This is a genomic window from Arthrobacter sp. U41 (assembly GCF_001750145.1).
Taxonomy (GTDB): Bacteria; Actinomycetota; Actinomycetes; order Actinomycetales; family Micrococcaceae; genus Arthrobacter.
Window position 1 is genome coordinate 640,814 of record NZ_CP015732.1, and the last position, 26,297, is coordinate 667,110.

Annotated in this window: 20 protein-coding genes; 4 read left to right on the forward strand and 16 right to left on the reverse strand. The window is 66.5% G+C overall.

Annotated features, from left to right (window positions below):
* Window positions 1–35: 35 nt before the first annotated feature.
* The 10 genes from ASPU41_RS03100 to ASPU41_RS23695 form a co-directional block, all read right to left on the reverse strand.
* A complete protein-coding gene (locus tag ASPU41_RS03100; protein WP_069949681.1) occupies window positions 36–1,964 on the reverse strand; it encodes a hypothetical protein in 1,929 nt (642 codons plus the stop codon).
* Window positions 1,965–2,212: 248 nt separating this feature from the next.
* Window positions 2,213–3,901: a long-chain-fatty-acid--CoA ligase gene (locus ASPU41_RS03105; RefSeq protein WP_069952438.1), complete on the reverse strand. Its 1,689-nt coding sequence runs from the start codon at window positions 3,899–3,901 to the stop codon at window positions 2,213–2,215.
* An 86-nt stretch (window positions 3,902–3,987) separates the two neighbouring features.
* Window positions 3,988–5,016, reverse strand: a complete 1,029-nt coding sequence (locus ASPU41_RS03110; RefSeq protein ID WP_069949682.1) for an aminoglycoside phosphotransferase family protein — start codon at window positions 5,014–5,016, stop codon at window positions 3,988–3,990.
* Window positions 5,013–6,371 carry a hypothetical protein gene (locus ASPU41_RS22965; protein ID WP_197515738.1) on the reverse strand — a complete coding sequence of 453 codons (1,359 nt, stop codon included), beginning with the start codon at window positions 6,369–6,371 and terminating at the stop codon, window positions 5,013–5,015. Before ASPU41_RS22965 ends, ASPU41_RS03110 begins: the two co-directional genes overlap by 4 nt.
* Before the next feature lie 71 nt (window positions 6,372–6,442).
* A complete protein-coding gene (locus tag ASPU41_RS03120) occupies window positions 6,443–7,243 on the reverse strand; it encodes a glycoside hydrolase family 16 protein (RefSeq protein WP_197515739.1) in 801 nt (266 codons plus the stop codon).
* Between the two features lie 19 nt (window positions 7,244–7,262).
* Window positions 7,263–9,422 carry a hypothetical protein gene (locus ASPU41_RS03125; RefSeq protein WP_197515740.1) on the reverse strand — a complete coding sequence of 720 codons (2,160 nt, stop codon included), beginning with the start codon at window positions 9,420–9,422 and terminating at the stop codon, window positions 7,263–7,265.
* Window positions 9,423–9,641: 219 nt separating this feature from the next.
* The gene (locus ASPU41_RS03130; protein WP_157356916.1) at window positions 9,642–10,952 is read right to left on the reverse strand and encodes a glycosyltransferase; all 1,311 of its coding nucleotides are present in this window, start codon (window positions 10,950–10,952) and stop codon (window positions 9,642–9,644) included.
* Entirely contained in the window at window positions 10,949–11,956 is a 1,008-nt protein-coding gene (locus ASPU41_RS03135) for a glycosyltransferase family 2 protein (protein WP_231941151.1), read from the reverse strand. The genes ASPU41_RS03130 and ASPU41_RS03135 overlap by 4 nt, the downstream gene beginning before the upstream one ends.
* Before the next feature lies 1 nt (window position 11,957).
* Entirely contained in the window at window positions 11,958–12,821 is an 864-nt protein-coding gene (locus ASPU41_RS03140) for a glycosyltransferase family 2 protein (RefSeq protein ID WP_331712768.1), read from the reverse strand.
* Window positions 12,815–12,946: a hypothetical protein gene (locus tag ASPU41_RS23695; protein WP_269450074.1), complete on the reverse strand. Its 132-nt coding sequence runs from the start codon at window positions 12,944–12,946 to the stop codon at window positions 12,815–12,817. Before ASPU41_RS23695 ends, ASPU41_RS03140 begins: the two co-directional genes overlap by 7 nt.
* 513 nt (window positions 12,947–13,459) lie before the next feature.
* Between ASPU41_RS23695 and ASPU41_RS03145 the strand changes: the two genes are divergently transcribed.
* Window positions 13,460–15,442, forward strand: coding sequence for a hypothetical protein (locus tag ASPU41_RS03145; protein WP_157356918.1), 1,983 nt, complete (start codon window positions 13,460–13,462; stop codon window positions 15,440–15,442).
* Between the two features lie 94 nt (window positions 15,443–15,536).
* Here ASPU41_RS03145 and ASPU41_RS03150 read toward each other — a convergent pair whose 3' ends face one another.
* A complete protein-coding gene (locus tag ASPU41_RS03150; RefSeq protein ID WP_069952442.1) occupies window positions 15,537–16,316 on the reverse strand; it encodes an SDR family NAD(P)-dependent oxidoreductase in 780 nt (259 codons plus the stop codon).
* A gap of 84 nt (window positions 16,317–16,400) precedes the next feature.
* Between ASPU41_RS03150 and ASPU41_RS03155 the strand changes: the two genes are divergently transcribed.
* The 3 genes from ASPU41_RS03155 (at window position 16,401) to ASPU41_RS03165 (ending at window position 18,167) form a co-directional block, all read left to right on the forward strand.
* Window positions 16,401–17,006 (forward strand): TetR/AcrR family transcriptional regulator, encoded by a 606-nt coding sequence (locus ASPU41_RS03155; protein ID WP_069949687.1) that lies wholly within the window; start codon window positions 16,401–16,403, stop codon window positions 17,004–17,006.
* 331 nt (window positions 17,007–17,337) lie between these two features.
* Window positions 17,338–17,817, forward strand: a complete 480-nt coding sequence (locus ASPU41_RS03160; RefSeq protein ID WP_231941152.1) for a YidH family protein — start codon at window positions 17,338–17,340, stop codon at window positions 17,815–17,817.
* A gap of 2 nt (window positions 17,818–17,819) precedes the next feature.
* Entirely contained in the window at window positions 17,820–18,167 is a 348-nt protein-coding gene (locus tag ASPU41_RS03165; RefSeq protein WP_069949688.1) for a DUF202 domain-containing protein, read from the forward strand.
* Between the two features lie 17 nt (window positions 18,168–18,184).
* Here ASPU41_RS03165 and ASPU41_RS03170 read toward each other — a convergent pair whose 3' ends face one another.
* From ASPU41_RS03170 to ASPU41_RS03190, 5 genes are all read right to left on the reverse strand, one after another.
* Window positions 18,185–20,140 (reverse strand): ATP-binding protein, encoded by a 1,956-nt coding sequence (locus ASPU41_RS03170; protein WP_069949689.1) that lies wholly within the window; start codon window positions 20,138–20,140, stop codon window positions 18,185–18,187.
* Between the two features lie 272 nt (window positions 20,141–20,412).
* Window positions 20,413–22,698: an alpha-galactosidase gene (locus ASPU41_RS03175; RefSeq protein WP_069949690.1), complete on the reverse strand. Its 2,286-nt coding sequence runs from the start codon at window positions 22,696–22,698 to the stop codon at window positions 20,413–20,415.
* Between the two features lie 121 nt (window positions 22,699–22,819).
* Entirely contained in the window at window positions 22,820–24,157 is a 1,338-nt protein-coding gene (locus ASPU41_RS03180; protein ID WP_069949691.1) for an ABC transporter substrate-binding protein, read from the reverse strand.
* Between the two features lie 59 nt (window positions 24,158–24,216).
* Window positions 24,217–25,170 (reverse strand): carbohydrate ABC transporter permease, encoded by a 954-nt coding sequence (locus ASPU41_RS03185; protein WP_069949692.1) that lies wholly within the window; start codon window positions 25,168–25,170, stop codon window positions 24,217–24,219.
* A 12-nt stretch (window positions 25,171–25,182) separates the two neighbouring features.
* Window positions 25,183–26,139, reverse strand: coding sequence for a carbohydrate ABC transporter permease (locus ASPU41_RS03190; protein WP_069949693.1), 957 nt, complete (start codon window positions 26,137–26,139; stop codon window positions 25,183–25,185).
* Between the last annotated feature and the right edge of the window lie 158 nt (window positions 26,140–26,297).

A 26,297-nucleotide genomic window follows, 5' to 3' on the forward strand; every position in this document is an offset into this window, starting at 1 on the left:
CCGCCGACTCAGTCTGGCTGCCGGACAAGGCGTTCTCAGCTCTCCGGCCGGCGGCCGGTCACGGTCCCCTCCGGGACCGCCACCTCGAACAAATGCAGCACCAGGGCAAGACGGGCCATAACGGCCTTTGCCCATCCGAAGCGGACCCCTCTGTGCAGCGACAGCGTGTCCAGGACCGCCGTCGGCTGCGCCACGGGAACCATGCGGCCCGGGCTGTCCAGGCTGGTCGCGTGCCAGTAGACGCTGACGTCCTCGAAACCCTGCCGCTCAAAGGTGTGCTTCCACCCCGCCAGCGTGCGCGGGCCCGAGCGCCGAAGGAACGACCGTTTCACCTGGGCGCACATCCAGCCTCCGGGCTGGACCGCCGCCGCCGCGTCGCGGAAAAGCGGCAGCGCGGGCTCCCTGAGCAGCACAACCTCGAACCTCTCATCCGGGGTGCCGTTGCGGCCGGCCTGGATGCGGGCGGCGGCGGGGTCCAGGAGATGGAGCGCCGTCATCAGTTCCGGACCGATCACTCCGCCGTACCCCACGCTGCGGGGCTGCAATACGGGTATCAGGAACCGCCAGTCGAGCAGCCGCCAGAGGTGCAGCGAGAGGGCAGCCGCATCCCCCGGAGCCGCCCCGGTGGTGTCCGGGGCGCCCGGGCACATCCGATGCCACACCGTGTTCGTGGCCAGCCGCTGGACCAGGGGCTGGGGCTGTGCTGCGTCGAGTATCCGGGATCCGGGCAGCCGGTCGGCCAGCTGCAGGTACGACTGCCGCCATTTCTCCAGAATCTCCGCTGTGTGTTCGCCTTTCCGGGAGAACATCACGTCACCGGGCACGTCCAGGACCAGCAGGAGGTCGGGGGCGGCGCCCAGCCAAACGGCGAGGGCGTTGGAGACGCCGCCCTTGGGTTTGCTCTCCCCGGCCCCGGGCAGCAGGGCATCGTAGGCGACTCGATCCATCAGCACCAGGCGCCCGCGGAGTCGGTGGTACCGGGCGGCCATGCCGCCTTTGAGGGCGCGGATCATCTTCTTCGCGGTTCGCCCGCCGGGGACCCGGTGCAGCCAGCCGTCCCACGGACCCGCGCCCCACAGTCCCATGTAGACGTAGGCGGTAGGGATCGGGAAAGCTGCCCGCAGGCCGTGGAGCAGCGTGGTCTTGCCGGCGCCGTCGGGGGCCATCACCCCCACCACCAGGCCCCGGCCCGGCAGCCTCGGCCTGAGCTGGCGCAGGGCGCGGTTCCGCAGGGCGAGCGCCGGCGTGCGCAGGCGCGCGGCCCTGGTCCAGCCGGACCTCAGCCGGGCTGCCATGGCGGGGGCTTCGTCAAATCTTCCGGCACGGACCAGTTCCAGCAGGGACGCGGCGGCGCCCGCCCCGCTGCGCTGGTCCACGTATGCGGCGATGCGGTCCTCCGCGGAGGCGACCGCGGCAGCCACCCGGGCGCTTTGTTCGCGCTGCGGCTGGATCTGCCCTTTGTCCAGGGCGAGATGGAGCAGTTGCAGCCAGGCCTGGTCGTCCGGCGCGGGCAGCCACAGGGCACCGTTCCGGACCCGCCGCTCAAGGCAGCCCGGCGCCAACGGGGTCCGCCACTGCTGGAAGGGCCCGAAGGAGATTTCCGAGACGATGTCCAGTTTCAGCCACAGCTCACCGGAGTCCGAATAGCCGAAGTAGAAGCGGTGGCTTCCGTGCCCGGCGGCGCGCACCCGGCACAGTCCGATCCCGTTCATCAGCTCATCCAGGCCCGGCAGCATCCCGCCTGCCACGAGGATGTCCACATCCCCGGAGGGCAGGGCGAGGTCGTCCTCACCGCGGAGCAGGAGCCAGGCCAGTCCCGTTTCGTCAAGGGCGTGAAACGCCCTGGCCACCGTCGGATGCAGGGCCGAATGGCTGGTTTGCGGGAGGGCGGTCACGCGCGCCGCCGCCGAGCGTGTCCCCCGCGGCGGGGGCGCCTGGGCTTCGTTGCGAACCGCGTGAACCATGTGGGACCTCCTTGGCCGGGCCACCAGCCGGCTGCCGGGTGGAGCCGTCCCACCACGTCCACTCACCCGCTTCAGCCACCGGAAGACACCAACGACGAGCGGCCGTTGGAGCCGTGTACTGAAGCCTACGATCCGCGCCGCGGGGGTGTCACCAGTAGCCGCTTCTGGTCCGGCAAGGCATATCTACTTGAGCGGTGCGCTTAACCCACGTAGGGCTACTCGCCGAGTCAGGCCCGGCTGTCAGGCGCTCAGAGCGTCGGCAGCACCTGTTCGCGGACCTGCTTGCGCAGGATCTTGCCGAGCATCGAGCGCGGCATGTCAGGGATGGCGACAATCCGCCGGGGGACCTTGTAGCCGGTCAGGTGCTCGCGGCAGTGTCCGCGAAGGGCGTCCTCGTCCAGCACCGTGCCGGGTTCAAGCTCGACGGCGGCGACCACCATCTCGCCGCCCCGCTCGAGTGGTTTGCCAACGACGGCAGCGTCCTTGATGTCCGGGTGCAGCCGCAGCACCGTTTCCACCTCGGTGGGCGAGACGTTGAAGCCGCCGGTGATGATGAGCTCCTTGGCCCGGTCAACGATCGTGGTGAAACCGTCCCCGTCGACGGTCACGACGTCACCGGTCCGCAGCCAGCCGTCGGCGGTGAGTGTCTTCGCTGTTTCCTCCGGGTTGTTCCAGTAGCCCTGGAACACCTGCGGGCCTTTCAGCAGCAGCTCCCCCGGCTGGCCCGGCGCCACCTCGACCGCGGGATCGTGCAGGTCCACGACCTTCATCATGGTCGAGGGGAACGGCACCCCGATCGTGCCATTCCGGCGTGTGGGGTGGAAGGGGTTGCCCAGCGCGACCGGGGAGGATTCGGTCATGCCGTAGCCCTCCACCAGCAGCCCGCCGGAGACCGACTCCCACAGTTCCACCACATGATCCGGCAGGTTCATGGCGCCGGAGATGCAGTACTTGCAGGACCGGAGCGAGATGCCCTTCTCTTTCGCTGCCATGGCGGTGCGCTCGTAGATCGGCGGGACCGCGCAGTAGACCGTGGCGGGCGATTTCTTCATGGCGGCCAGCACAAGCTCGGGGTCGAACTTGGGGAACAGAACCAGCAGGCCCTGCTTGCGGATGCCATAGGTGAGGTAAAGCGTCATGCCGAAGGCATGGAACATCGGCAGGATCGCGTAGAAGATTTCCTTGCGGTACTCGGCCCCCTGCATCCAGGCCTCACCCTGCAGGGCGTTGGAGTACAGGTTGAAGTGGGTGAGCATGGCGCCCTTGGGACGGCCGGTGGTTCCCGAGGTGTACTGGATCGCGGCCAGGTCACCCACCGAGGGGCGGGGGTGTTCCGGGTCGATGCGGCCGTGGCTGAGAAGTTCCTTCCACGGGACGGTTCCCGGGGCGGAGCCGGTCAGCGCCTCGCGTGACTCACGAAGTTTCTTCAAGGGCAGGTGCAGGGCAAAGCGCTTGACGGCGGGGAACGCCTCGAGGAGGTTGACGGAGACCACCTGGTCGATCTCGATGTCGGACGGGAACTCCCGGATGGCCGCCGCGGCCTTGTCCCAGGTGATCACGACGCGGGCCTGGTGGTCCTCGAACTGGTGGCGGAGTTCCCGGGAGGTGTACAGCGGGTTGTGCTCGACGACGACGGCGCCGAGGCGCAGGACCGCGTAGAAAGCAACGACATGCTGCGGGCAGTTCGGCAGGATCAGGGCCACCCGGTCGCCGGCGCGGACACCCAGCCGGCGCAGGCCCTCGGCCGCCCGGTCGACCTGTTCGCCGAGCTCGGTGTAGCTGGTGCGCCGGCCGAAGAACTCCAGCGCGGGGGCGCTCCCGGCCTCGGCCACGGAGCGCTCCAGCATCGCGACCAGCGACTCGGTGGGCAGTTCGATTTCAGCCGGGACGCCCGGCTGGTAGTTCTTTACCCAGGGCTGCTGGTCGGTGTTCTCCATGGTCACATCTTGCCGTGAACCGCGTGCCTGCAGCGAATTTTCGGCCCTGCTGCGGTCCGCTCTAGTCCGGGCCAGTCCTGCCCGGACTAGTTCGGCCCGGACTGGTTCGGCTCCGCCGTCACGACGTGCCGCCACAGCCAAAAATCGCGGTCGTCCAGGATGGCGGTCCGAAGCCGGGCTGAGTCCGGCGCCGGAACGCCCTCGGACGCGAGGCGGTAGGCCAGCGTGGAGGCAGAGCGCGCCCAGGTCGCGATGACCAACAACGGGAGCAACGCCGGGTCGACATTCCTGAACTTCAGATGCTCGCGCAGTGGCGGCAGCGCCCACCCGCCGGGTCCGAAAGCTTTGTCGAACGCCGCAAGCTGCGCGACCCGGGAAAATGCCATATCGGAGGATTCACTGAGGTATTGAAGGTAGAAGATGAGGTCGTGGCCAGGCAGGCCGAACAGTGACGACCGTTCCCAGTCCATGACTTGAAGCCGGCCACCGGCCTGCACCAGGAGATTGGGGTGGCTCAAGTCCCCGTGTTCAAACACGGCGGGCAGCGTGCTGTTACGCAGTGGCCGCAGCAGCTCGTGGGTGCGGTCGACGAGTGCGGAGACTTCAGCGTCGCCTGGCAGCAGCGAGGCGAGGGCCTCCAGCGGGCGCTCGAGCGTCCGCTCGTACCAGTCCCGGTTGTCCGGGCCGGGCAAGGTGCAAGGCAGGGCAGCCACGAAGTCCACACCGAGTGCGACGGCCCCGGCCAGATCCTTCGCGACCCGGTACGGGCCCAGCGCAGCGCCGGTCAAGGCAGTCTCCACCAGGACGGTGTGCTCTCCCACGTCCAGGGTGGCCACAATGTGGGGGGTCCCTTCCATCCGCCCGTCGCTGAGGGCCGTGAGCTGCCGCAGCATCTCCGCCTCCCGCCGGACGCCTTCATTGTCGCCGGGGCACCGCGGGATCTTGACGACAAGGCTGGGACTGTGGGCGCCCACCGGGAAGATCAGTCCCACGACGTGCCGGGAGGTGGTGAACTGCGGCGTAATCATGACGGTGGACCACTCCGCGCCCGGCCCGTATGCCGCCAGACCCCACTCTTCGTAGTGCTCGTGAAGCACCGAGTCAATGAAGTTCATGGCTGATCTCCGGGTTCCGGAGCCTGTGAACCGGACCGCCCGGGCGCGGCCGGGGCCGGGGAGGATCCCGCCAGCTGCCCCCAGACAATCTCGGTGGCGACCCTCTGGATGAGCGGCTGGGGCTGGGCATCGTCGAGAACCCATGTCTTCGGGTGCCGCTTCGCCAGGTTCGGGCGGGCCTGAAGCGACCGGTCCCGGACCCCGGCCGGGTGCCCGCCGTTCCCCGCGGGCACGACCGGGCCAGGTGCGCCGAGCACGAGCAGCACGTGGGGTTCGGGCGCCAGCGCGGACGCCAGTGCGGTCTCAGTGCGGCCTCCGGCAGTGGTCGAGGGGGCCGGCGGCAAAGCATCGTAGGCCGGCCGGTCCACAACCACGACCCGGCCCCGAAGGTAATGGTATTTGGCGGCCAGCGCGCCCCGGAGCTGCCTGATCACCGTCTGGCCGCGTCGCCCGCCGGGAATCCGCGAGATCCAGCTGTCCCTCCGATCTTGCCCTTTCACGCCCAGGTACACGTAGCGGCTGGGAAGGGGAAAGGTCTCTCCGAGCCGGTGCAGCAGCAGCGTCTTGCCCGGGCCGGCCGGTCCCATCACACCAACGACAATCCCTCGGCTGAAGCGTCCGGGAAAGGTCGGGCCCAGCAGCCGGAGTATCCTGTTTCTCGCGGCGGTCACCCGGGTGCGCAGGGGTGCGTTCCGGGTCAGGGCTGATGCCATGCGCCCGGCGGGATCCCGGAAATCGTCAAAGCTGCCGGACCGGACGAGCTTCAGCAGCTCCGCCGCGGTTCCGTGTCCCACCTGGCGGTCGACGTAGGCCGCGATCGCGTCGTCGGTCGAGGCCAGCGCGCCGGCGACCCTGACGGTTTCCATCCGCCCTGGTGTGACGACTCCGCCTTTGTCCAGCATGATGTGGAGGAGGTGGAGCCATGCCTGCTCGGTTGTTGCGGGGAGCCAGAGCAGTCCGTTCCGGAGGCGCCGTTTGAGGCAACCCCCGGCCAGGGGGGTGTGCCACTGCTGGAACGGCCCGAAGGAGATCTCCGAGACGATGTCCAATTTGAGCCACAGGTCTTCCGTGGCGTCGTAGCTGAAATAGAACCGGTGGCTTCCGTGCCCGCGGGCCAGGACTCGATGGAAACCGACACCCGCCAGCAGCGCGTCCATGCGCTGGGACAGGCCGTCCCCGACGAGGATGTCCACATCCCCGTGTGGGCGGACCAGGTCATCCTCACCGCGCAACAGCACCCAGGGAAGACCCGATCCGTCAAGCGCGCGGAACGCCCTCGCGATCGCCGGGTGTATGTCTGGTTGCTCTCCGCTCCATTCCCCCGGGTCGGGCTGGCGGTTGCTAGGGACGTCCATCTGTTCCTCCCGCCGTGACACTGGAAATCATGCCTGACGAATCGTGCCGGTGTTTGGCGAGTGGGTGGGGGCTAGGGCGCGTAGGCATACTGCACGACCCAGTCGACCTCCAGGTGCCCGGAAGTCTCAGGCTTGGGAGAGGACCAGTCTGCCCCGTCCTTCGTCTCGGCCTGCAGCGTCAACCGCATGTTCGTGGTGGGAACTCCTTTGGGCATCGTCGTCTCACCGACGAGTTCCCCATCCCAGAACCACTTGACTTTTCCGGGGGTCCATTCCGTCGTGGCCACATGCCAATCTGTCGCGTCGGTCCGCGAGTAGTACCGGGTGGAGGGATCGAACCGGGCCGGGCCCTTCAGGGTGGAGTCCTTGATGGCTGAAACGCCGTACATCTTCCCGTCGAGTTCGCCCTCCGGCCAGTCAATTTCGCCCTCGATCCAGTCGTCGCTTGAGGGCCAGAGCATAAAGGCGATCTTGTAGCCCGGCAGGGTGTCTGACCGGAACCGGATGGAGTACCGGGCGTAGGTCTGACCGGCATAGCCGAAGGGGACGATGCTCGCCACCCGCGGAATCCCGCCCTTCGTGTGCAGGTGGTAGTCGAGTTTTCCGTCTTTCACGGAGAGCACGGAATCCGGCGTGTAGAGGCCCTCACCGGAGGTGTCCTCAAGGTCGTGGTAACCGCGCATGTCCGAGCCGTATACTTCACCCACTCGGCCCAGCCGGGCCGGCGTGGTGAAGTCCTGGGCGCCGGTTTGCTTCCAGCCCGGCAGGTCCCCCACGGGCATCTCCGTCGTGGTTGATTCCCGCGTAGAGATGAAGAGCAGGGCGCTCAGCAGCGCGACCGCGGCGAACATCGCAGCAACCCTGGCGAGCACCGCGCCGCCTTTCCCCAATCTAAAGGGTTTTTTTGATTTGGTAGATTCGGACGGCTCCATTGTCAAATACATGATCGGCCTTATCCCCTGCAGCTAGCTCCCGTTCAAGAGCGGGGAGCATGTTGGCATCGAACAGCTTGTCTTTGATCGCCTGCTCCAGCTGTGAGTCCGAGAAGACTACGAAGATGCGCTCAGGTTTCCAGTTGTTGTTCGCGTAGCGCTCCACGTCCTCAGGCAGCACGTTTCCGTTGGATCTCTGGAGGAACTTGGTCAGCGAGGTGACCCGGCCCCATTCCAGATAGCTGGGGTAGTTCGGCCCGATCAGGAGCGGGAAAAAGGCGTTGGTTTCAAAGATTACGTCCTTCTCGCCAACCCGCGCGTCCAGCCACTGCGCGGCCACCACGTCTTCCTTGGGTACCCGGAATTTCGCCTCCTGCTGGAAGTACACAATGGTGAACAGAACAGCCATGATCGTCAGCGAGGCGACGGTGCCCGTGACAGCATTCCGGGTTCGAACGGGCCCGGAACAAAACAGCCAGGCCGCCCCGATCGCAAGCCAGGGGAGGGCGAACATAAAGACCCGGAACTTCGCTTCCCCGCCATAGGACTGGCCCAGGAGCCAGAACATTGGTGCGACTGCCAGCCAGCCGACAATCAGTGTCTGCCTGACGTTGCCCCGGAGCAGGTTGCGGATAAAGCCCGCCAGCCCCAGCAGCCCCACAAAGAGCGAGAGGCCATCCGGAGTGCGTGCCATCCAACGGGACGCGTCGTCAATATGGCTGACCTCGGGCAGCGTGTAACTTGCGTTCTTGAAGAAGTCGAAGCCGGTGAACAGGCCATATTTATTGTCAACATAGTCGAGGTTGGGCAGCAGGTACGCGAACGCCATAATCGCCAGCACCGGACCAAGCCACTTGGGCCTGAAATAGCCGAAGACGAAGAGCGGGAACAGCGACAGGATGACCATGTACGGTGTCAACTGATGGCTCGCGACCGTTACGGCCTGCAGGAGGAGGAGAGCCGCCACCGCCGGCATGACCAGGGCGCGGCTGGAGTGGACGATTTCAGCCGTGGCGGTCGGAGTCGTCCGGTGAAAGCGCCCCTGCAGCCCTTTCAGCCGGCCCTCCACCACCGCGGCGATTTTGACCGGAGTGCTGCGGAGGAACGTCAGCGCGATCAGGCACATCGTCAGGTACAGCGTGTAGGAGAACGCCTGCGGCGAGTAGTAGTTCTGGTTCACCCAGTTGGTGAGGGTGAAGACCAGGGTCGCGGTCCAGTAGATCCGCGGGTTGGAAGTGAGCGTCCGCGCTATGGCGAGGATAATCATGACATCCAGCAGGGCGAACCCGAACTCTGCCAGGGCGGCATAGTCCAGTGCATTGCGGTAGCCAACAACCTCGCCCAGGAAGGCACTGACGGAGAAGAAACCCGGCCACCGGTTGTAGATGTCGATCGAGGGATCCACCTGGCCCGCGGCACCGATGTAGTTCGTTACGGCGATGTGTTTGTAGGACCATGGCAGGCGCGGAACACTGACCACCATCGGCGCAGAGGCGTAAAGCATGGCGACGAGCCCCGTGGTGGAGGCTGCGAGAAAGGCGTGGGACGCCATCTTCCGCGCCGCCACGGCCCAGATGCACAGCCCCACGGCTGCTGCCACGGCCAGGTACCAGATCGGGGGGAATGTTGTCAGCAGCCCCCGGCCTCCGACGAGTTCCTCGCCCGTCATCGACAGGGCGACACCCCAGACCACCAGCGCGGCACCGAGGACGGCCCACGGCACGTACGGCGCAATGCCCCGGCCCCGGAACGCGTCCAGACTCCACACGGAACGCCAATCGAAACGGCTCCTGTTGACCGGATGCCCGTAAATTGCATGCCGGCCAGTTCCGGCAACAGGGGGAAAGACGGCGATCAGGGCCGAGGCGGCAACCAGGACGGCCGCCGCGACGGGCCGGGGATGCCAAATGTGGGCCCACGCCATGATGAGGGCCGGAATTGTGTAGATGGCTGCGCTCATCACTACGGTCCACACCACCCGTGCCACCGGGTCAGCGTCCGGAAGCCGCCGGACCAGGACCCATCCGGGCAGCACGAAGCAGCCGAAGATGGTGACCGGGGCGAGCACCGGGCCGCCCAGGTCGAGAAGGATAAGGGCTGCAAGCAGGAGGCCGGCCAAAGCCAGCCCAAAGTCCAACGGCCGGTCCGCCCTCAACGCCGATATCGTTGGTCTCGGGTCTTTCGGGGTTGGTGTTTCGTCTTGGAGTAAGAGACTCATGTCGCTGAACTTCCTTGATCGGTCTGCGGGGACTTTGCGAGTGGGAAGTCAGCGTCCCCTTGTGACGCATTCCCCCAGGAACTGTGTGCGATCGGCCGTGCCAGAGATGATGAAGACCTACTATGTCTTTCCCGACCAGCGTTCGAGAAGGTAGTTCAGCGGCCCTCGCGCCACCGAGAAGAGTTCAGTCCGCAGGGCCTTTTCGACTCGGGGATCGCGGGACGCCGACGTCGTCGCGGTCGCGGTCGCGGTCGCCGCAGTTTGCCCCCGTGAATGGTTCCGTGCGTTTCTTAGGAAATGCCGGGCGCCCTGGGGGCTTCGGGCGATCGCCAGCCGCGCCGTGTGCGGGTTCAAGAGGATTTTGGTCAGCCAGGAGCCGAGGCCCTTGCCGTACCCGCGGGCCTGAACCATCAGGTCCTCGACCTCTGCCCGGTGGCGGTGCCAGACGATCGCGGACGGCTGGACGACCAGCGAGTGGCCACCGAGGATGACCCGGGTGAACATGTCGATGTCCTCGCCACCGCCCGTGCGAGTTCCGACGCCGAGCGCCGGGTCAAAGGCGCCCAGCGCCAGGGCAGTGCGTCGATCGAGCGCAAAGTTCGCTCCTGTGCCGAAGGCCCCCACGCAGAACGGAAACGTCGGCAGATCGGCCGGAGGATCCGCCATGGAATAGACTTTCGGCGCGACGATCTTGGACCAGTTCACCCGTTCGTCGAAGTAGCCCTGGGCGGGCGAACGCAACTCTCCGGCCGGCACTAGTCCTGTCACGCATCCAACATCAGGGGCCTGTTCAAAGCCGGCTGCAATCCCCCGCAGCCAAAACTCGTCCACGACGACGTCGTCATCGGTGAACGCGACGATGTCCCCGCGCGCACGGCGCAAACCGGCATTGCGTGCCTTTGACAGCCCGGGCTTGGGCTCCGAGATCAGGGTGAGCCGGGGGTCGGGGAACTCGTCACGGATCATGTCACGGGTCTCAGCGGTGCTGGCCCCGTTGTCCACGACGATGACGTCGAAGTTCGGGTAGTCGAGGCGCAGGATTGCAGCGATGGCGCCACGCAGCAGTGCGGGGCGGTCCCGGGTGCAAACGATCACGGTGATTGACGGTGTCGACGACGGCTGGGATGCCACGGCCGCCGGCAGTGCCGCCGCAGCGGACTCTAGGACGCCGCGGTCCAGGACGCCGTCTGGAGCTTCGACGTCGATGAATCCGCGGACGGACGATCCGCTGCGCACCAGCAAGCGAGCGCGGTGATAGCCGATGGAGTCCTGAAGCCTCAGGTGGGTGTAGCCGGCGAGGGAATCGAGATCGACGGCGCCAACCCACAGAGCTCCTGGCCAGTCGGGGACGGCCTCGGTCCCCATCGACGGTGCAATATCCAGTCCTGCGTCCTCATGTGCCACCACAATCTCGTTTCCAACTTCAATCACGTGGCTTCCCTCCAGGGAAGACGGCGATGGTGGACAGGAGTTGAGCCGGTTAGGAGCGATCCGGAGCCTTCGGCGACCCTGCGCCCGCGGAAGTATCCTGCGGCTGTAACAGCCAGGACGGCCACGTAGGCGCCGGCCCGGCGCAAACCCTGGGGGTCGGCACCGCGGCTCCAGTCCGCCATGGCGGAGAAGACCGCTCGGGGCAGGACACTGCGTACGTAGCGCCGCTCCGGACCCAAGGCCCGTTTGTGGCCCACCACGTGGCTGACCTGGGCTTTGGAAATACCCTCCGACCAGGACCGTTCCATCATGTAGCGGAATGTCCCCCGCTGGACCGGAACGTGGTGACGCACCAGGGCCGCCGGTTCGTACACGATGCGCGAACCCGGGGAACCGATCGCTGCCCGGATGCAGATCTCCGTCTCTTCGCATCCCAGCGGTTTCGTCCCCTGACGGCCGAGGGCGACATTGAAGCCCCCCACCTGCTGGAGCACTGAAAGGCGGAAGGACATGTTGGCGCCGATGACGTTCCGCACTTCGGAGGCAACTTTGGGTAAACCGCGGTGGCTGCAGCCGACGATCCAGTCCAGCTCCGGGCCGAAGTAACCGGGCCGGCCGGCTTCCCACACCGGTTCGACCTTGCCGCCGACTGCCAGGACGTCGGAATCGTCGTAGAGTGCCGTCAGTTTTTCGAGCCAGTCGGGAGTCGCCACGGCGTCGTCGTCCAGAAACGCCACGATCTCCGAGGTGGCCAGGCCGACGCCCGTGTTTCGTGCCCCGGAGAGCCCTTGAAGCCCGGTGCTCTCCACCAGGGTGACATCCTGCACGGCGGCCACCAGCCGCTTGTACAGGTCCTCGTTGTGGTCAACCACAACGATCACCTGCTTCGGCTGGAGCGTCTGGGCGTGGACGGAGTCAATGACGTCCATCAGTAGCTCCCAGCGCTGCTCCGTGTAGGAGCAAATGACCACAGAAGCGGCGGGCCTGAAATTGAAGTCGAGCACCTTAGGCTCCTTCCGCCACGGTAAGGACGCTTTGCGGATCCGTGGGTGTTCGAGCAAACCGGACATTCGGATAGGTGTACTTCACCCGCCGGAGGGCTTCGGGCCTGGCCCCGGCGGTAGGCGCTTCCCAGGTGATGCATTCCCGGGCGAGGGTGCGGAGGACCCGCCATCCGTCGCGGAAGGTCTGCAGGTTCGAGGCTCCCGAGATGCGGTTCAGTTCAAAACTCGGTACCTCGGCAATGCGCAGACCCGCGCGCGCCGCCCTGACAATGAGTTCCGTCTCGATCTCAAAGCCGTCCGACTCCAGCTCGAGAACCTCGAGGCATTCCCGGCGGAGTGCTATGTAGCCGTAGCAAAGGTCCGAGTAGTTGCTTCTGAGGACGATGTTCGCCAGCTTCGTCAGGACGCGGTTGCCGATGTTCCGGAGCCAGGTCAGATCCTCCGACCCGCCGCCGGTGACATAGCGCGAGCCCTTGACGAAGTCGTAGTCATGCTGGAGCGGGGAGACGAACCAGCCGATTTCCTGCGGATCCATGCTTCCGTCCGCGTCAAGCATGACGATTATGTCCCCCGAAGCCGCTGCGAAGCCGGCACGGACAGCGATGCCCTTGCCCTTTCGCGGTTCAGCCACCACCACGACGTCGACCCTGAGGGCCCGGGCAACGTCGATGGTGTGGTCCCGGGACCGCCCATCCACGATGACAACTTCATCCACATAGGAAGGCATCCGCCGCAGCACCCACGGCAAGTTCATTTCTTCATTTAGCGTTGGAATTACGACGCTCACCGAAGCCCGTGGCGAGGAGGTAATTCGCTCGGACGGCGAATTCGGGACCAAATTTGGAATAGACAAAAGCCTCACCACTTCATGAAATTTCCGGTCGCCGACTGCGATGCCATCAGCGAATGAGAACCTAAAGGACGAATTCGTAGCAATCCGTCGAAATTATGCGCAACCCCATACCCCAGCTGCCACTGGACGGTGGCCATGCCTTGAGCCTAAAGTTCACCCAAAGTTGTGTCACGAGTGGCTAGTACTTGGTTTACTGTTCAAGTCCCCGAGTGACTCCCGCGCCTCTACTTGGGTCTTCGGGGCGGCCTACTCGGGAACCACGAGTCATCCTCGAATGGTGTACTCGGTCAGCGGCCAAGGGGCGAAAATCCGTTGAGTTTCAGCGCTTTTGTCCCGATACTGGAACCGTACGCCGACGGGATGGCAAGGTCTAGGGCCGGCGTTACTCCACAGTCAAAAAAGCGAAGATGCCGCGGTGACTGCGGACGCAGGGGGAAACGGGGCCTGGTGCAGTTCAGCTGGACAACCAGGGTGCATATCGCGGATTTCATTGCGGTGCTTTCTCCGCCAGAAAAGCAGAACAGAACTCCGAAAAGGCAAAATACCCTTTTCACTTCCGGAAAGAGTGGCTAGCATCACCCTAGTCGGGAGACATCTGCATATTCACCATGGAAACGGCGATCAAACGCATGAAAGAAACGGCGATCAAGATGAAACGTACAGCCCGCTGGCTTAGCCAGAGCCTGGTATTGGTATTAGTTGTGGCCGGCGGCCTGCTGGGAATTTCAAGCAGCGCTTCGTCGGCCAGCAACTACGGATATCCCAGCATCAGCTACTCAGGAGTGAGCAACCCGCCAACATCGGACAAACCCCAGAGCAAGCTCTGGTGGACCGGTGGATCGTGGTGGGCCGACATGTGGACCTCCGGGAAGGGCTGGCAAATCTACCGGCTGGACGTCGCCTCGAAGACCTGGGTCAACACCGGCATCACGAATGACACCCGCGCCAGCACGCTGGCGGATACGCTCTGGGATGGCACTCATCTCTACATCGCCTCCCACGTTGTGACCATGTCGAGTGAGACGTCGCCGAAGGCATCGGTCTCGGGCCAGCCGGCCAAGCTGTACCGCTACAGCTTCTCCGGAGGAACGTTCACCCTGGACAGCGGCTTCCCGACCACGATCATGAACAACAGCAGCGAGTCGCTGACGATCGACCAGGACAGCACCGGCGCAATCTGGGCCACCTGGACCCAGGTTTCCGGCAGTTCGACCAGCGGCTTCACCAACACCGTCTACGTCAACCGCTCCGCGCCGGGCGGGACCAGCTGGAACTCACCGTTCGTCATCCCTGTCTCCAACCCGAACCCTGCGCCGGATGACATTTCGGCGATTGTGGCCTACGGCGGCAACAAGATCGGGGTCATGTGGAGCGACCAGCGTGCAGGCGCCGTACGCTGGGCGACCCACACCGACGGGAGCAGCCCCACCGCGACGTCCGCGTGGAAAGTCCAGGACGCCGTCAAGGGCAACAAGCTCGCCGACGATCACTTGAGCGTCAAAACGCTCCAGTCCGACAGCACCGGCCGGGTGTTCGCAGCGATCAAAACCGGCCTCAACGACGGTTCGACCAACAAGAGCCTGGCGCAGGTGCTGCTGGTGGTTTTCAAGCCCGGAACAGGCGCGTTCTCGCAGTCAACGGTGGCCACGGTCGGGGACTGCGTGTCCCGCTCGCAGATCGTCCTTGATACACAGAACAACACTGTTCACGCCTTCCACACAGCACCCGGCACCGGCGTCAGCGGCTGCGCTTACTCCGGCATCCCCGGCGCCATCTATGAAAAGACGGCTTCCATGGACAACCCGGTCTTCCCGACCGGGCGCGGCACGCCGATCATCCAGGACGGCGCGTCCGCGAACATGAACGATGTGACCACGAGCAAGCAGAGCGTTGACAGCACGACCGGCCTCGCAGTGCTGGCCAGCAATAACGTGACCAAGCGCTACTGGTTCTCCTACCGGACGCTGGGAGGCACACCGGAACCGCCGCCGCCGCCGCCGTCGTCGTCAGCGATCAGCGTCGTTGCCTCCAGCACCACGAACAACCCACTTGCCGCAACGGCCGTCTCGCTGACCAAACCGTCGGGCACGGCAGCCGGCGATGTGCTGGTCGCTTCGTTCACGGCGGACAAGAACCCGACGGTATCCGCCGTCCCGGCGGGCTGGACAGCCATCGTCAACAACCTGTCCATCAGCAGCGGCGCACGGGTGTTCGCCTACTACCGGGTGGTGGGTTCCGCTGACCCGGGAAGCTACAGCTGGACCCTGAGCACCACGGCAAAGTGGGGCGGCGGAGTCACCGCCTACCGGGGCGTCAACAACACGACACCCCTGGACAGCGCTGTCGCCACCGCTGCGAACACGAGCTACACGGCGACCAGCATTGCAGCCCCCAGCATCACCACGGCGAGCAACAATGCCATGCTGATCGGCGGCGTCGGCTTCGACAGCTCGACACCGGGCGCCGCCGCCCCGAGCGGCTGGACCGAGCGCTGGGAATCCGCGGACGGTCAGATCGCCGAACAGGCCGACCAGCCGCAGGCTACGGCGGGCGCCAGCGGCACGGCCACCTGGACCTTCAACACCGCAAAGGCCGTCGCGGTGTGGCGGACGGCGTTGAAGCCGGCCAGCTAGGCGAGGGATCCAACCGGCCCGGCTGACGGGCAGTAAGGGAATCAAGAAGAGGGCGACGGCGGGAGAATCCCGCCGCCGCCCTCGCTCGTTCTGCTTAGACCGCGGACCAGCCGCCGTCGGAGGCGAGGATCGCGCCGTTGATGTTGGTGCCGTCGTCGCTGAGCAGGAAAGTGATCGATGCCGCCAATTGTGCGGCGGTGGCCGGGGTCGGGATGTTCGCGCCCATCAGCGGGCCGAGGCGCTCGGCCGCGAGCTGGGAACCCCAGGTGGCCTCAATGTTGGTGATGGTGGCGCCGGGGGCCACGGCATTGAAGCGCAGTCCCTTGGGCCCGTACATCACGGAGGAATTCTTGGTCAGGCCAACGACGGCGTGCTTGGAGGCAGTGTAGGCGGCGCCGGCGGCGGAACCACGCAGGCCGGCCTCGGAGGCGACGTTGACCACGGAGCCGGTGCCGGCGTCGAGCATCAGCGGCACCACGGCGCGGGTGAGCCGCATGAGGGCGGTGACGTTGATCCGAAAGACCCGTTCCCAGGTGTCGTCGTCGACCTCGTGGACCGGGGCGAAGTGGTCCATAATGCCCGCGACGTTCGCCAGCGCATCGACCCGGCTGCCGGCGGCAGTGACGACTGCGGCGACGGTGGCTTCATCGGAGATGTCACCGGCCACCGGGACAAGGTCCAGACCGCCGTTTTCGGCGACCAGGGCGTCCAGCCGGTCTGAGCTGACGTCGGCGGCGATCACCCTGCCGCCCTCCTTGGCAACGCGCAGGGCCGTCGCCAGCCCAATGCCCGAGCCGGCACCCGTGACGATGACGGTCTTGCCCGCGAAGCGGCCTGCCGTGATGGATTCCTGCCATGAAGCTTCGTTGCCCATGATGTCCTTCCGAACGTTTCCGAATGCTGACATCTTCCACCTTATGACACGCTGTGTCATTATGAAAGAGTGAATACTGGTGGGATGTTTGAGCGAGACCCCAAGCCCACCGGCACGCGCTCCGCCGGGCGTCCCGTGACCATCGACCCGGACGCCGTGGCCAGCCTTGCGCTGCGGCTCTTCGCCGAAAACGGTTACGAACAGACCTCGATGGAGGACATCGCCAGTGAGGCGGGGATTGGACGCAAGAGCCTGTACCGGTATTTCTCCAGCAAGGCCGAGCTCATCTGGGGCGGCATGGAACCGGTGATCGAGGCCTCGGGGCTGGCCCTGGAAGCGGCCCCGGACGGGCGTGACGGACCCGACGGCCTCATGGCGGGACTGCGGGCCGCCGCCGTCGCCGGTGTGGCGGTCATCCCCGACCTGTCGGTGTCGCGGGGGCGGCTTCGCCTGATCGCCGAACACCCCGAGCTTGCCAGCCGCAGCTACGACTCCTTGGGGTCCCAGCGCAAGCGGGTGCGGCGGTACCTTGCGGAGTACGGACTCCCCGAGGGCACCGCGGGATACCTGACCGCGGCCTATCTGGCCGCGACCTTTGAGGCGTGGATGCAGTGGGCCGGGGGCACGGACCCTGATCCGGTGCCGTATCTGCTGGCTGCCGTGGATGTGTTGCGGGTTCCGGGGGCCTGACTGGCTCCGGGCACGGTGATGCGGCGAGGCCGGCGTGATTTTCGCTGCGCAAACGTGTATACCCTGCGCTACGGGCATTCGCGTAGCGCCGTCGATGTGGCGCAGCGCCAGATACTTCGCTGCGCGCCAGATACTTCGCTGCGCGCCAGATGTTTTGCGCAGCGCCAAGCGCGACGGCAGCGGCGGGCAAAGTGTCGAATTTTTCCGAGGGGTGACATCCTGAAGCTGTGCCGCGTCCGCGGCACCGGGAACTGCGCGGTCGGCTGAATTTCCACCGGCGCCCCGCCGTTCCTGCGCTTTCGGTCACCGCCGGTGCCGGGGAAGAGGCCTTATGACGGAGCACGACAATTCACTCATCGGTGGTACGGAACCGGACGGCATGACCACGGCCGCCAACGGCGCCAGGGCCGAGGCGGCCGGCGCCGTTTCGGGCAAGGACCGGAGTCGTCGCGGGCTCCTTGATCGGGCGCTGGGCGGAGGGACCGACCCGGATGCCCGGTTCACGCTTGCCAACGAACGTACGTTCCTGGCCTGGATCCGGACCTCACTAGCGATGGTGGCCGGCGGCATCGCCGTCGAGGCCTTCACCTCGGAGCTGTTTGTCCCTGAACTCCGCAAGACCGTGTCCGTGCTGTTGCTCCTGCTGGGGCTGGTGACTGCCGGTGGCTCGTTCTTCCGCTGGCTCAACGTGGAACGGGCCATGCGGCGCGAGGCCCCGCTCCCCGCTCCCCTTCTCACTCCGATCCTGGCAGTCGGCGGCGCCCTCGTCGCGGCCGTGCTGATCGTTTTTGTGATCGGGCGGTCGGCCTAGCCGTGGCTAAAACCAGGCCCGCGGCCTTACACGATGACCCGGGGCTCCAGCCGGAGCGTACGGACCTCGCCTGGCGGCGGACCTCATTTACGCTGATCACAGCCGCCTGCATATTCCTGCGCTGGGTGCCGCACCACGGCTGGTTTGCGGGCACGCTTGTGGCGACTTCCCTCCTGGTCGCCCTGGGCATCGCCCTCACGCAGCGACGCCGCTACCACCACCATGCCAGCGGCATCGGCGGAGCGGCGATGACAGCCAACTTCAGGGGGACGGCGGCGATCGCCGGCAGTGTTGTGGTCCTCGCCGGGCTGGGAATCTACACGGTTTTGTACCTGCCGCTGCAGCAGTAGCGCCGGATCGCGTCGGCTCAGCCGCTCAGGAACGACAAATGGATGTCGCTGCCGTACCGGCGGATGATGTCCCGCTTAGCATTGCGGAAGGCCTCAAGGTCTCGCGCATGCCCGTGCTGTTCGATGCGGCGCCGGGCCAGCTCGTCGGCGATCACATCCATAAAAAGCTCGGCAAGCAGCAGCCGCGCGGAGTCCCGGAAGCGCCCGCGGCCGTCAACGTAAAGCCGCACGGTGGGCGCAGCGGTGTTGATGATGACCTTGCGCTCGGCAGCGCTGTAGACGGCCCGGTCCGCGCTGTTGTGCAGGCTCCGGAATTCGTAGCCGACGAACAAATCCCTGCCGTGGTCCCGGGGTACCCGGTGCGCCACCGGGTGGTCAGCAGGGTGGCTGGCGGGTCGAACAACAGCAGCGTGCGGGGGCTGGCCTTCGCTGCGGTGGGAGGCGTGCTCGGCCACCACAATCTCGCACCACGCCCAGTAGGCGCCGGCCCGGACAGTGATCTCACCACGTTCCCCCGGCACCTCCCCCGTGACCGTCCACTCCATCCGCTGGATTCCGTCCAGGGAATCGACCGCAACGGCAGCAGGCGCAGGCTCAATCCGCATCGACGCCGGAAGTTCGAGCTCGAAGGTGAGCTGCTCGCCGTCGGGCAGCTGGCCTGCATCGATCAGCAGCGCGACGTGGAACGGGTGCCCCGGTTTCCGGTAGTAGAACGGGGTGGTGAAGCGCAGCGCGGCCGGCGGTTCCTCCTCGGCCGGGATCCGGCCCGCGGCGTCCGGGGAGGACTCGATGCCCAGGTCGACCACGGCTGCCTCGCTCATGTGCTGCAGCAGCCGCTCGATCATCTCGGCGGTGCGCCCGGACGTGGTGGCCCTTTCCAGATGCGAGAGTTTCTCCTTCTCGGCCAAAACGGCGGCGCCAATCATGGTGCTGACGGCCTGCGAGAACGCCGCCACCAACGGATCCTTGAAGTTCAGGCCCTCCCGCTCGTCGCTGATGACCGCCTTGCCGCGGCCCAGCATCTCCGTCAGTGCCGCACAGCGGACGGAACCGAAGAGATACTCCGTTCCCACCTGGTTCTCATACTCGAACAGCGTGCAGTCAAGCACCGCCATCCCGGACAGGACCACCAGGCCGTTGGTGCGTTCGTCGCCCTTGAGCGTCAGCTCCACATCCTTGGCCCGCTTGAGCGTGAGGGTGAACGGATACTCCTGCCCCTCGTGGCTGAAGCTGCCCGGCTGCTCCGGGCCGAGGAGGAGGATGGACGGGGGTTCCTCGAAGCGGATCCTCTCGCTGACGTCCTTGCTGGCCCCGTGTTGTCCGCTGCCCGGCCGGCCATGCAGCAGCTCCACCGTCCGACGGTCCAGCACGTCCCGCAGGTAGATGTTGTCGGAGAGGGACTGCACCAGGGTGGCGTACTGCGTGATCGTGACGTGGGGATTGTCGACGACGATCGTCACCCGGGTGCCGCTCTCCGCGACGCCTGCGGGCATGCCAAGCCGGGCGTAGTCCGCGGGGAACGCCCGGCGGTCCTCATCGCCGTCGTCGTAGAGGTAGCCGCCGTTCTCACCGCGGAAGACGTCGATGCGGGTGAACCGGCCGTCCTTGATGGTCTCGATCCAGCCGTGGCCCAGGCCGAAAATGGCCTGCTTGAGTCCGCGGCCGAAGTACCCGCGGCCGTCGCCCTCGCCGCGGGAGAGCGGGCTGTGCGCGCCGCCGTAGGTGAGGATGCGGGAGGCCTCTTCGAAGGACATGCCCTCCGCCTGGTCGGTCACCATGAGCACGGCGCCGGTGTGGTGCCGTTCGTAGCCGACGTGGATGCGGCCGGTCACGGGCGCTCCGCTTTTCTCCAGCCTCGCGTAGCTGTCGTCGCTGTTGGTGATGAGCTCCACCACCGCCTTCTCCACCGAGGCAAAACGGCGGGAGTCGATCCCGATCACACGCTGGTCCACCTGGATTTCGGCAACCGTCATGGCGTCTCCCTCGCTCGCAACCCCGCTGTTGCTCCACTTGCCGGCACCGGACAGCGCCGATAGGTGGAGCGTAGCAGTTTGGCGCGCGGGGATGCCGGGGCGCGGGAGCGCCGGGCGTCGGTGCGTTGGGGTACGCGGGGTCGTTGGCGTGCGCGGGGGCGTTGGCGTGCGGGGTGCGAAACCTGGCGCCCGGCGCGGCAGCACTCATCGACTGCTCCACACCCGCCGTTTTGAGGGTTCAAAAGGGCCGTCGCGGAGCAGTCGATGGGGGGCTAGGCGGTGGTGACCTTCAGCAGCAGGGCATGTTCCGGGTTGAGGGCGGGCATGGGCAGGCCGACCTCGGCCAGGAATCGGCCGCTTGCCGTGGCCCCGGATGCCAGCCAGGCCGGGGGCTGGACCTGGGTGAAGGTGCGGGCGTAGTCCGCGTCCCCCGGGGCGGGGAAGACCGCCTCCACAAGGTACTCGGCGTCGGCGGCGAGGCCCGGGATGGCGATCCGGCCCGGCTGTTCCGCCGGGGAGGTCCGGGTGCTGACCAGCGCAAACAGCGCCGCCGTCGGGCCCTGCGCTACGTGCGCCGGTGTGCCGGCCGATCCGTTCGCCGGGCCGTCAGCTGATCCATTCGGCGCAGCCACCACGCCGTGCAGCATCAGGGAGTCATCGGCCAGATCAGCCCGGACCATCCGGCCCGAGTGGATCAGGCCGCGGTGCTCCTTGTAGATCCCGATGAATCGCTTGAGCTCCTCGCGCTCGGTGCCCTGGACCTGGCGGACGTCCCATTCCATCCCGAAGTGTCCGAACAGGGCGGTGATGGCGCGGAAGGCCAGGTCGTGGGTGCGGGCCGTGGTGTGCGAGGTGGTGGGTCCTACGTGGCCGCCCACGAGCTCCGGCGGGACCACCAGCCCGGTCCAGCGCTGGATGGTTTGCCGTTCCAGGGCGTCGTTGCAGTCCGAGGCCCAGATCCGGTCCGTCCGTTCCAGGATGCCGAGGTCCACGCGGCCTCCGCCGGAGGAGCAGCTTTCAATCTCGACACCGGGGTGCGCGGCCCGCAGCGCGTCAAAGAGCCGGTAAGCGGCGAGGGTCTGTTCGTGCACCGAGGCGCGGCCGGCGTGGCCGTGCTCCAGCAGGTCCCGGTTCTGGTCCCACTTGAGGTAGCTGATGTTGTTCCCCCGCAGCAGCGCGTCCACCCGGTCGTAGATGTACCGCCAGGCGTCCGGGTTGACGAGGTCGATGACGTGCTGGTGGCGCCATTCCAGCGGCAGCCGCCCGCCGTCCTTGTAACTGCGCACCGAGGGGCCGACGATCCATTCCGGATGCGCCCGGACGGCGTCGGAGTCCAGGTTGACCATTTCCGGCTCCACCCAGAGCCCGAACTCCATCCCGCGGGACGTGACGGCGTCGATCAGCGGCGTGAGCCCGGCCGGCCAGAGGGTCTCGTCCACGTACCAGTCGCCGAGCCCGGCGTGGTCGTCGCGGCGGCCGCGGAACCAGCCGTCGTCGAGCACAAAACGTTCGACGCCGAGTTCCGCGGCGGAATCGGCCAGGTCAATCAGGGTGGTGAGGTTGTGGTCAAAGTACACGGCCTCCCAGGTGTTGAGCACCACCGGGCGCGGCTTCCCGGATCCGGCCAGCCCGGCCTGCGACAGCCCGGCCTGCGACAGCCCGGCCTGCGTGGCCGCGGCGGGCAGCACGTGGTGCGGCCGGTTCCGGAACCAGGCGTAGAAGGATTCGCTGATGCCGTCCAGGCCGCGGTCCGAGTAGGCGGCGAACAGCGCGGGCGTCGTGTGGCTGCCGCCGGGGGCCAGGATCACCTCGGCCGGGCCGAGCAGTTCGGAGCCGCCGATCATGGTGCGCCCGTCCGCGGTGCTGTCCGCGAACTGTTCGTGGTTGCCGCTCCAGGCCAGGTGGGTGGCCCAGACCTTGCCGTGGCGGTTGCCGAAGCCGGCGGTTCCCGCGGCGAAGAGCAGCGAGGAGTCGTGGCCGGTGCGGCCGTGCCGCCCGGTGCGCACCCAGGTGCCCTGCTGGAGGGGCCGGCGCTGCGGGTGGCGTTCCCGGCACCAGCGCCCGGTCAGGTCCAGGAGTTCGACGGCGGCCGGGGCCACCGGGAGCACCGTGGCCAGTTCGTCGAGCTGGTAGGGCGAGGTGCCGGTGTTGGTGACGGTGTGGCGCAGTTCCAGCAGGCCACCGTCGTGCAGGGTGAGGGCGGACGAAACGCGGATCCCGGCGTCGGCGTCGGCCTGCACAATCGCCGCGGAATTCCCGACGGCGCCGCCCGTCACCTCCGCCACGCGGAGCCGGACGGAGAAGTCATAGCCGGGAACGCCGTCGGCGATCCGGTGCCCGCGCAGGGCGGGGCGGCCGCGCCAGCTTGAGGAGGCCTGTGGCAGGAGCCCGGCGGGAACGGCGGCGTCGACCGCGGAGTGCGTGACGGGCGCGCCGAGGATGGCCAGATCCGGCAGGGAGTCGCCCAGGTCCGCGCCCCAATGGATGACCTCGGCCTCCCCGCTGTCGAAGCTGATCACCAGGCTGGTGCTGGCGGAGCGGAGGTACAGGGGTTCCATGGCGGGTCTCTTTCGGTGGTTCGGGGCGCGTCCGGGACGCGGGTTAAGTGCGGTGGTTCAACGGGAAGTGCCGGGTGCCGCCGCCGCGAGGAGGCAGCGGCGGCATCCGGGCGGTTGGGCCCTACTTGAAGAGGGCGTTGACCTGGTTGTTGGCTTCGGTCAGGGAGCTGGCCGGCTTCTTGCCTGCGAGAACGGCGTCCATGGCCGGCTTCATGATGCCGTCCACCTTGGCTGCCTTGTCCGCGATCGGGAAGAGGAAGGTGGTGCCGTCCTTGATGTGGGTGGTGAAGGCGGAAACGTCGGTGCCCTTGTCCGCGAAGGCCTTGGCCGCGATCTCGGTGGAGCTGGTGATGGCCGGGAAGACGACGGCCTTGGAGGCGACGACGTCCTGGCAGGCGGTGGAGCCGAGGTATTCGACCCACTTGACCGAGGCGGCCGGGTTCTTGGTGCCGGCCCAGACGGAGTCGGCGAGTCCGTTGAACATGCTGGCGCGTTTGCCCTCGGGGCCTTTGGGGGTGGGTGCGAACGCGGTTTCCACGCCCTTGTAGCTCTGGTACTGGCCGATCAGCCAGTCGCCGGTGGTGTTGATGGCGGCCTTGCCGGCGCCGAAGTTGTCCGCGAGGCTGGCGCCCACGGCGGTTTCCAGCTTGGGCATGTAGCCCTTCTCGATCAGGCCGGCCCACCAGGCGATGGTCTCCTGGAAGCGCGGGTCGTCGTAGTTGAACTCGGTGCCCCACGGGTTCTTTTCGGTGTGGGTCCAGCCGGTGGTCGCGGTCAGGAAGCTCCACTCGGTCTGGCCCTGGCCGGAGCCGCCGCCGGCGAGGCCGAGGCCGTAAACCGCGACGTTGTTCTTGTCGAAGCCGGCTTCGTCGCCGCGCACGCCGTTCTTGTCCACGGTGAGGTGCGCGATCGCCTTCTCGTAGCTGCCGCCGTCCTGCGGGTTCCAGTCCAGGTTGGCCATCTGCTCGGCGGTAAGGCCGGCGGAGTCGGCCATGGCCTTGTTGTAGAACAGGCCGACAGTGTCCCAGTCCTTGGGCAGCCCGTAGCGCTTGCCGTCCTGGCCGACCCACAGTTCGGGCAGGCCCTTGGTGTAGCTCTCCAGCTTGATGCCGTCCTTCGCGACGGCGTCGTCCAGGGAGAGCAGCTGCTTCTTCGCCGCGTACTCGGGGTACTTGGAGAGGTGGTTGGTGAAGACGTCCGGGGCGGTGCCGGCGACGAAGCCGTTGGTCAGCGTGGTCCAGTAGTCGTCCCAGCCGCGCTGGGTGATCTTGACCTTGATGTCCGGGTTGGCCTTGGTGAAATCGTCGGCACACTGCTGGTAGGCGGGGAGCTGGTTGGCGTCCCAGAGCCAGTAGTTGATTTCACCCTTGGCTTCGGCGGAGGGGGCGGAACCGCCGCAGGCGGACAGGGACAGGGCGATGGCTGCGGCGGCAGCAACGGCGCCGAGGGTCTTCTTCATGGTGAACCTTTCAGGGACGTGCAAGGTGGACATGCGCTTGGGGGTGCGTTGGGTGGGGGTTACTTGATGCCGGAGAAGCCGATGGAGTTGACCACCCGCTTGCCGAAGGCGATGAAGAGCAGGAGTACGGGCAGGGCGGCGATCAGGGTGGCGGCCATCAGGCCGGACCAGTCGGGGGCGCCCTGCGGGGACTGGGATTTGAAGACGCCCAGGCCCACGGTGAGGACGCGGACGCTTTCGTCCTGGCCCACCAGCAGCGGCCAGAAGTATTCGTTCCACTGGCCGATGAAGGTCAGCAGGGCCAGGGTCGCCAGCGGGGCGGCGGCGTTGGGCAGCACGATCTGGAAGAAGATCCGGACGTGCTTGGCGCCGTCGAGCATGGCGGCTTCCTCCACCTCGCGGGACATGGAGAGGAAGAACTGGCGCAGGAAGAAGATGGCGAAGGGGGTCATGAACAGGAAGGGCAGGGCCAGTCCGGCGAAGGTGTTGAGCAGGCCGAGGTTCTTGATCATGAGGAAGTTGGGCAGTGCGGTGAAGATCGGCGGGACCATCATGGTGGCGAGGAACAGGCCGAAGACCACGTTGCGGCCGGGCCAGCGCAGCCGGGAGAAGGCGTAGGCGGCCATCGCGCTGAAGAACACCTGCCCGGCGGTGGTGACGGTGGCGAAGATGATGGAGTTCCGCAGGTACAGCCAGAAGTTGATGGCGGCGCCGGAGCCGCCCTCGGCGATGGCCTCCTCCGCGGTCTGCAGGCCGAGGACCCGCTTGAAGGCGCCGAGGCTGAAGTCTGCCGGCAGCAGGTTGCTGGCGTTGGAGGCGAGCGAGGCGTTGCTGGAGAGCGCGGTGCGGAGCATCCAGAGGAACGGCGCCACCGTCACGACGACGGCGACGGCGACGAGGGTCCAGGCGGCGGCGCGGCGCCAGTTGAAGGGCTTTTTGCGGGCTGCCTGCCGGGCGGGGCTGGTGCCGGGCTTGCCGCCGGGCGTCTTGCGGGAGAGTTCGGAGGTTGTCATGGCTGGGTTTCCTTAGTCCAGATCCGATTCGTTGCCCTTGAGGAACTTCATCTGGATGAAGGCCACGAGGGCGAGAATGACGAAGAGAATGACGGACAGGGCCGAGGCGTAGCCGAAATCGGATTCACCAAAGGCCTTCTGGTAGATGTACATCTGGATGACGCGGGAGGCGTTGATGGGGCCGCCGCCGGTGGTCACGGCCACGGTGTCGAAGACCTGGAAGGACCCGATCACCGTGACCACGAGGACCAGCACCAGCACGGGGCGCAGGAGCGGCATGGTGATGCTCCAGAAGGTCCGGGTTTGGGATGCGCCGTCAAGGGACGCGACTTCGTAGACATGGCTGGGGATGGACTGCAGACCGGCGAAGATCAGCAGGGCCGTATAGCCCATGTGCCGCCAGACATTGACGCCGGCGATGGTGGGGATGGCCCACTGCTCGCTGCCGAAGAAGGCGATGCGGGGCAGGCCGAACCAGTTGATGATCTCGTTGACGATGCCGATCTGGTAGTCGAGCATCCAGAACCACAGCAGCGCCACGATCACGTTGGCCACGAGGAACGGCAGCAGCAGCGCGCCGCGGATGAGCGTTGATTTGGCCACCCGGTGCATCAGAAGCGCCAGCCCGAGGGCGATGACGGTCTGGAAGCCGATGTTCAGGCCGACGTACTGGAGGGTGACGGCCATGGCGTTCCAGAACAGCTCGTCCGCGAAGATCGCGGTGTAGTTCCTGGTGCCGATCCAGGTGGGATCCCCCAGGACGCTGTACTCGGTGAAGCTGAGGTAGACGCCGCGGACCGTGGGGACCAGGAAGAATGCAACGAAGCCGATCATGGCCGGGAGGATGAACAGCAGGGCGATCCGCAGGTCGCCAAGACGGCGTCCCCGGCCGGCCCGGGCAGTTTTACCGCGGTGCGGGGGCTTGGATCCGCCTGCCACGGGATCCGGAAGTTTGGTGATGGTAGTCATCGTTGACTCTTCCTGATGGTGTGATGTGGGTAACAACTGGAATCGAATCTACACGAGTAGATATTGGCTGGCAAGAGTTATTTCCAGCCATAGCTGGCTTTTTCTTGTACCAGTGAGTAATCGTTGACTCGAGTAGATCAGCGTGGGACACTGTCCGA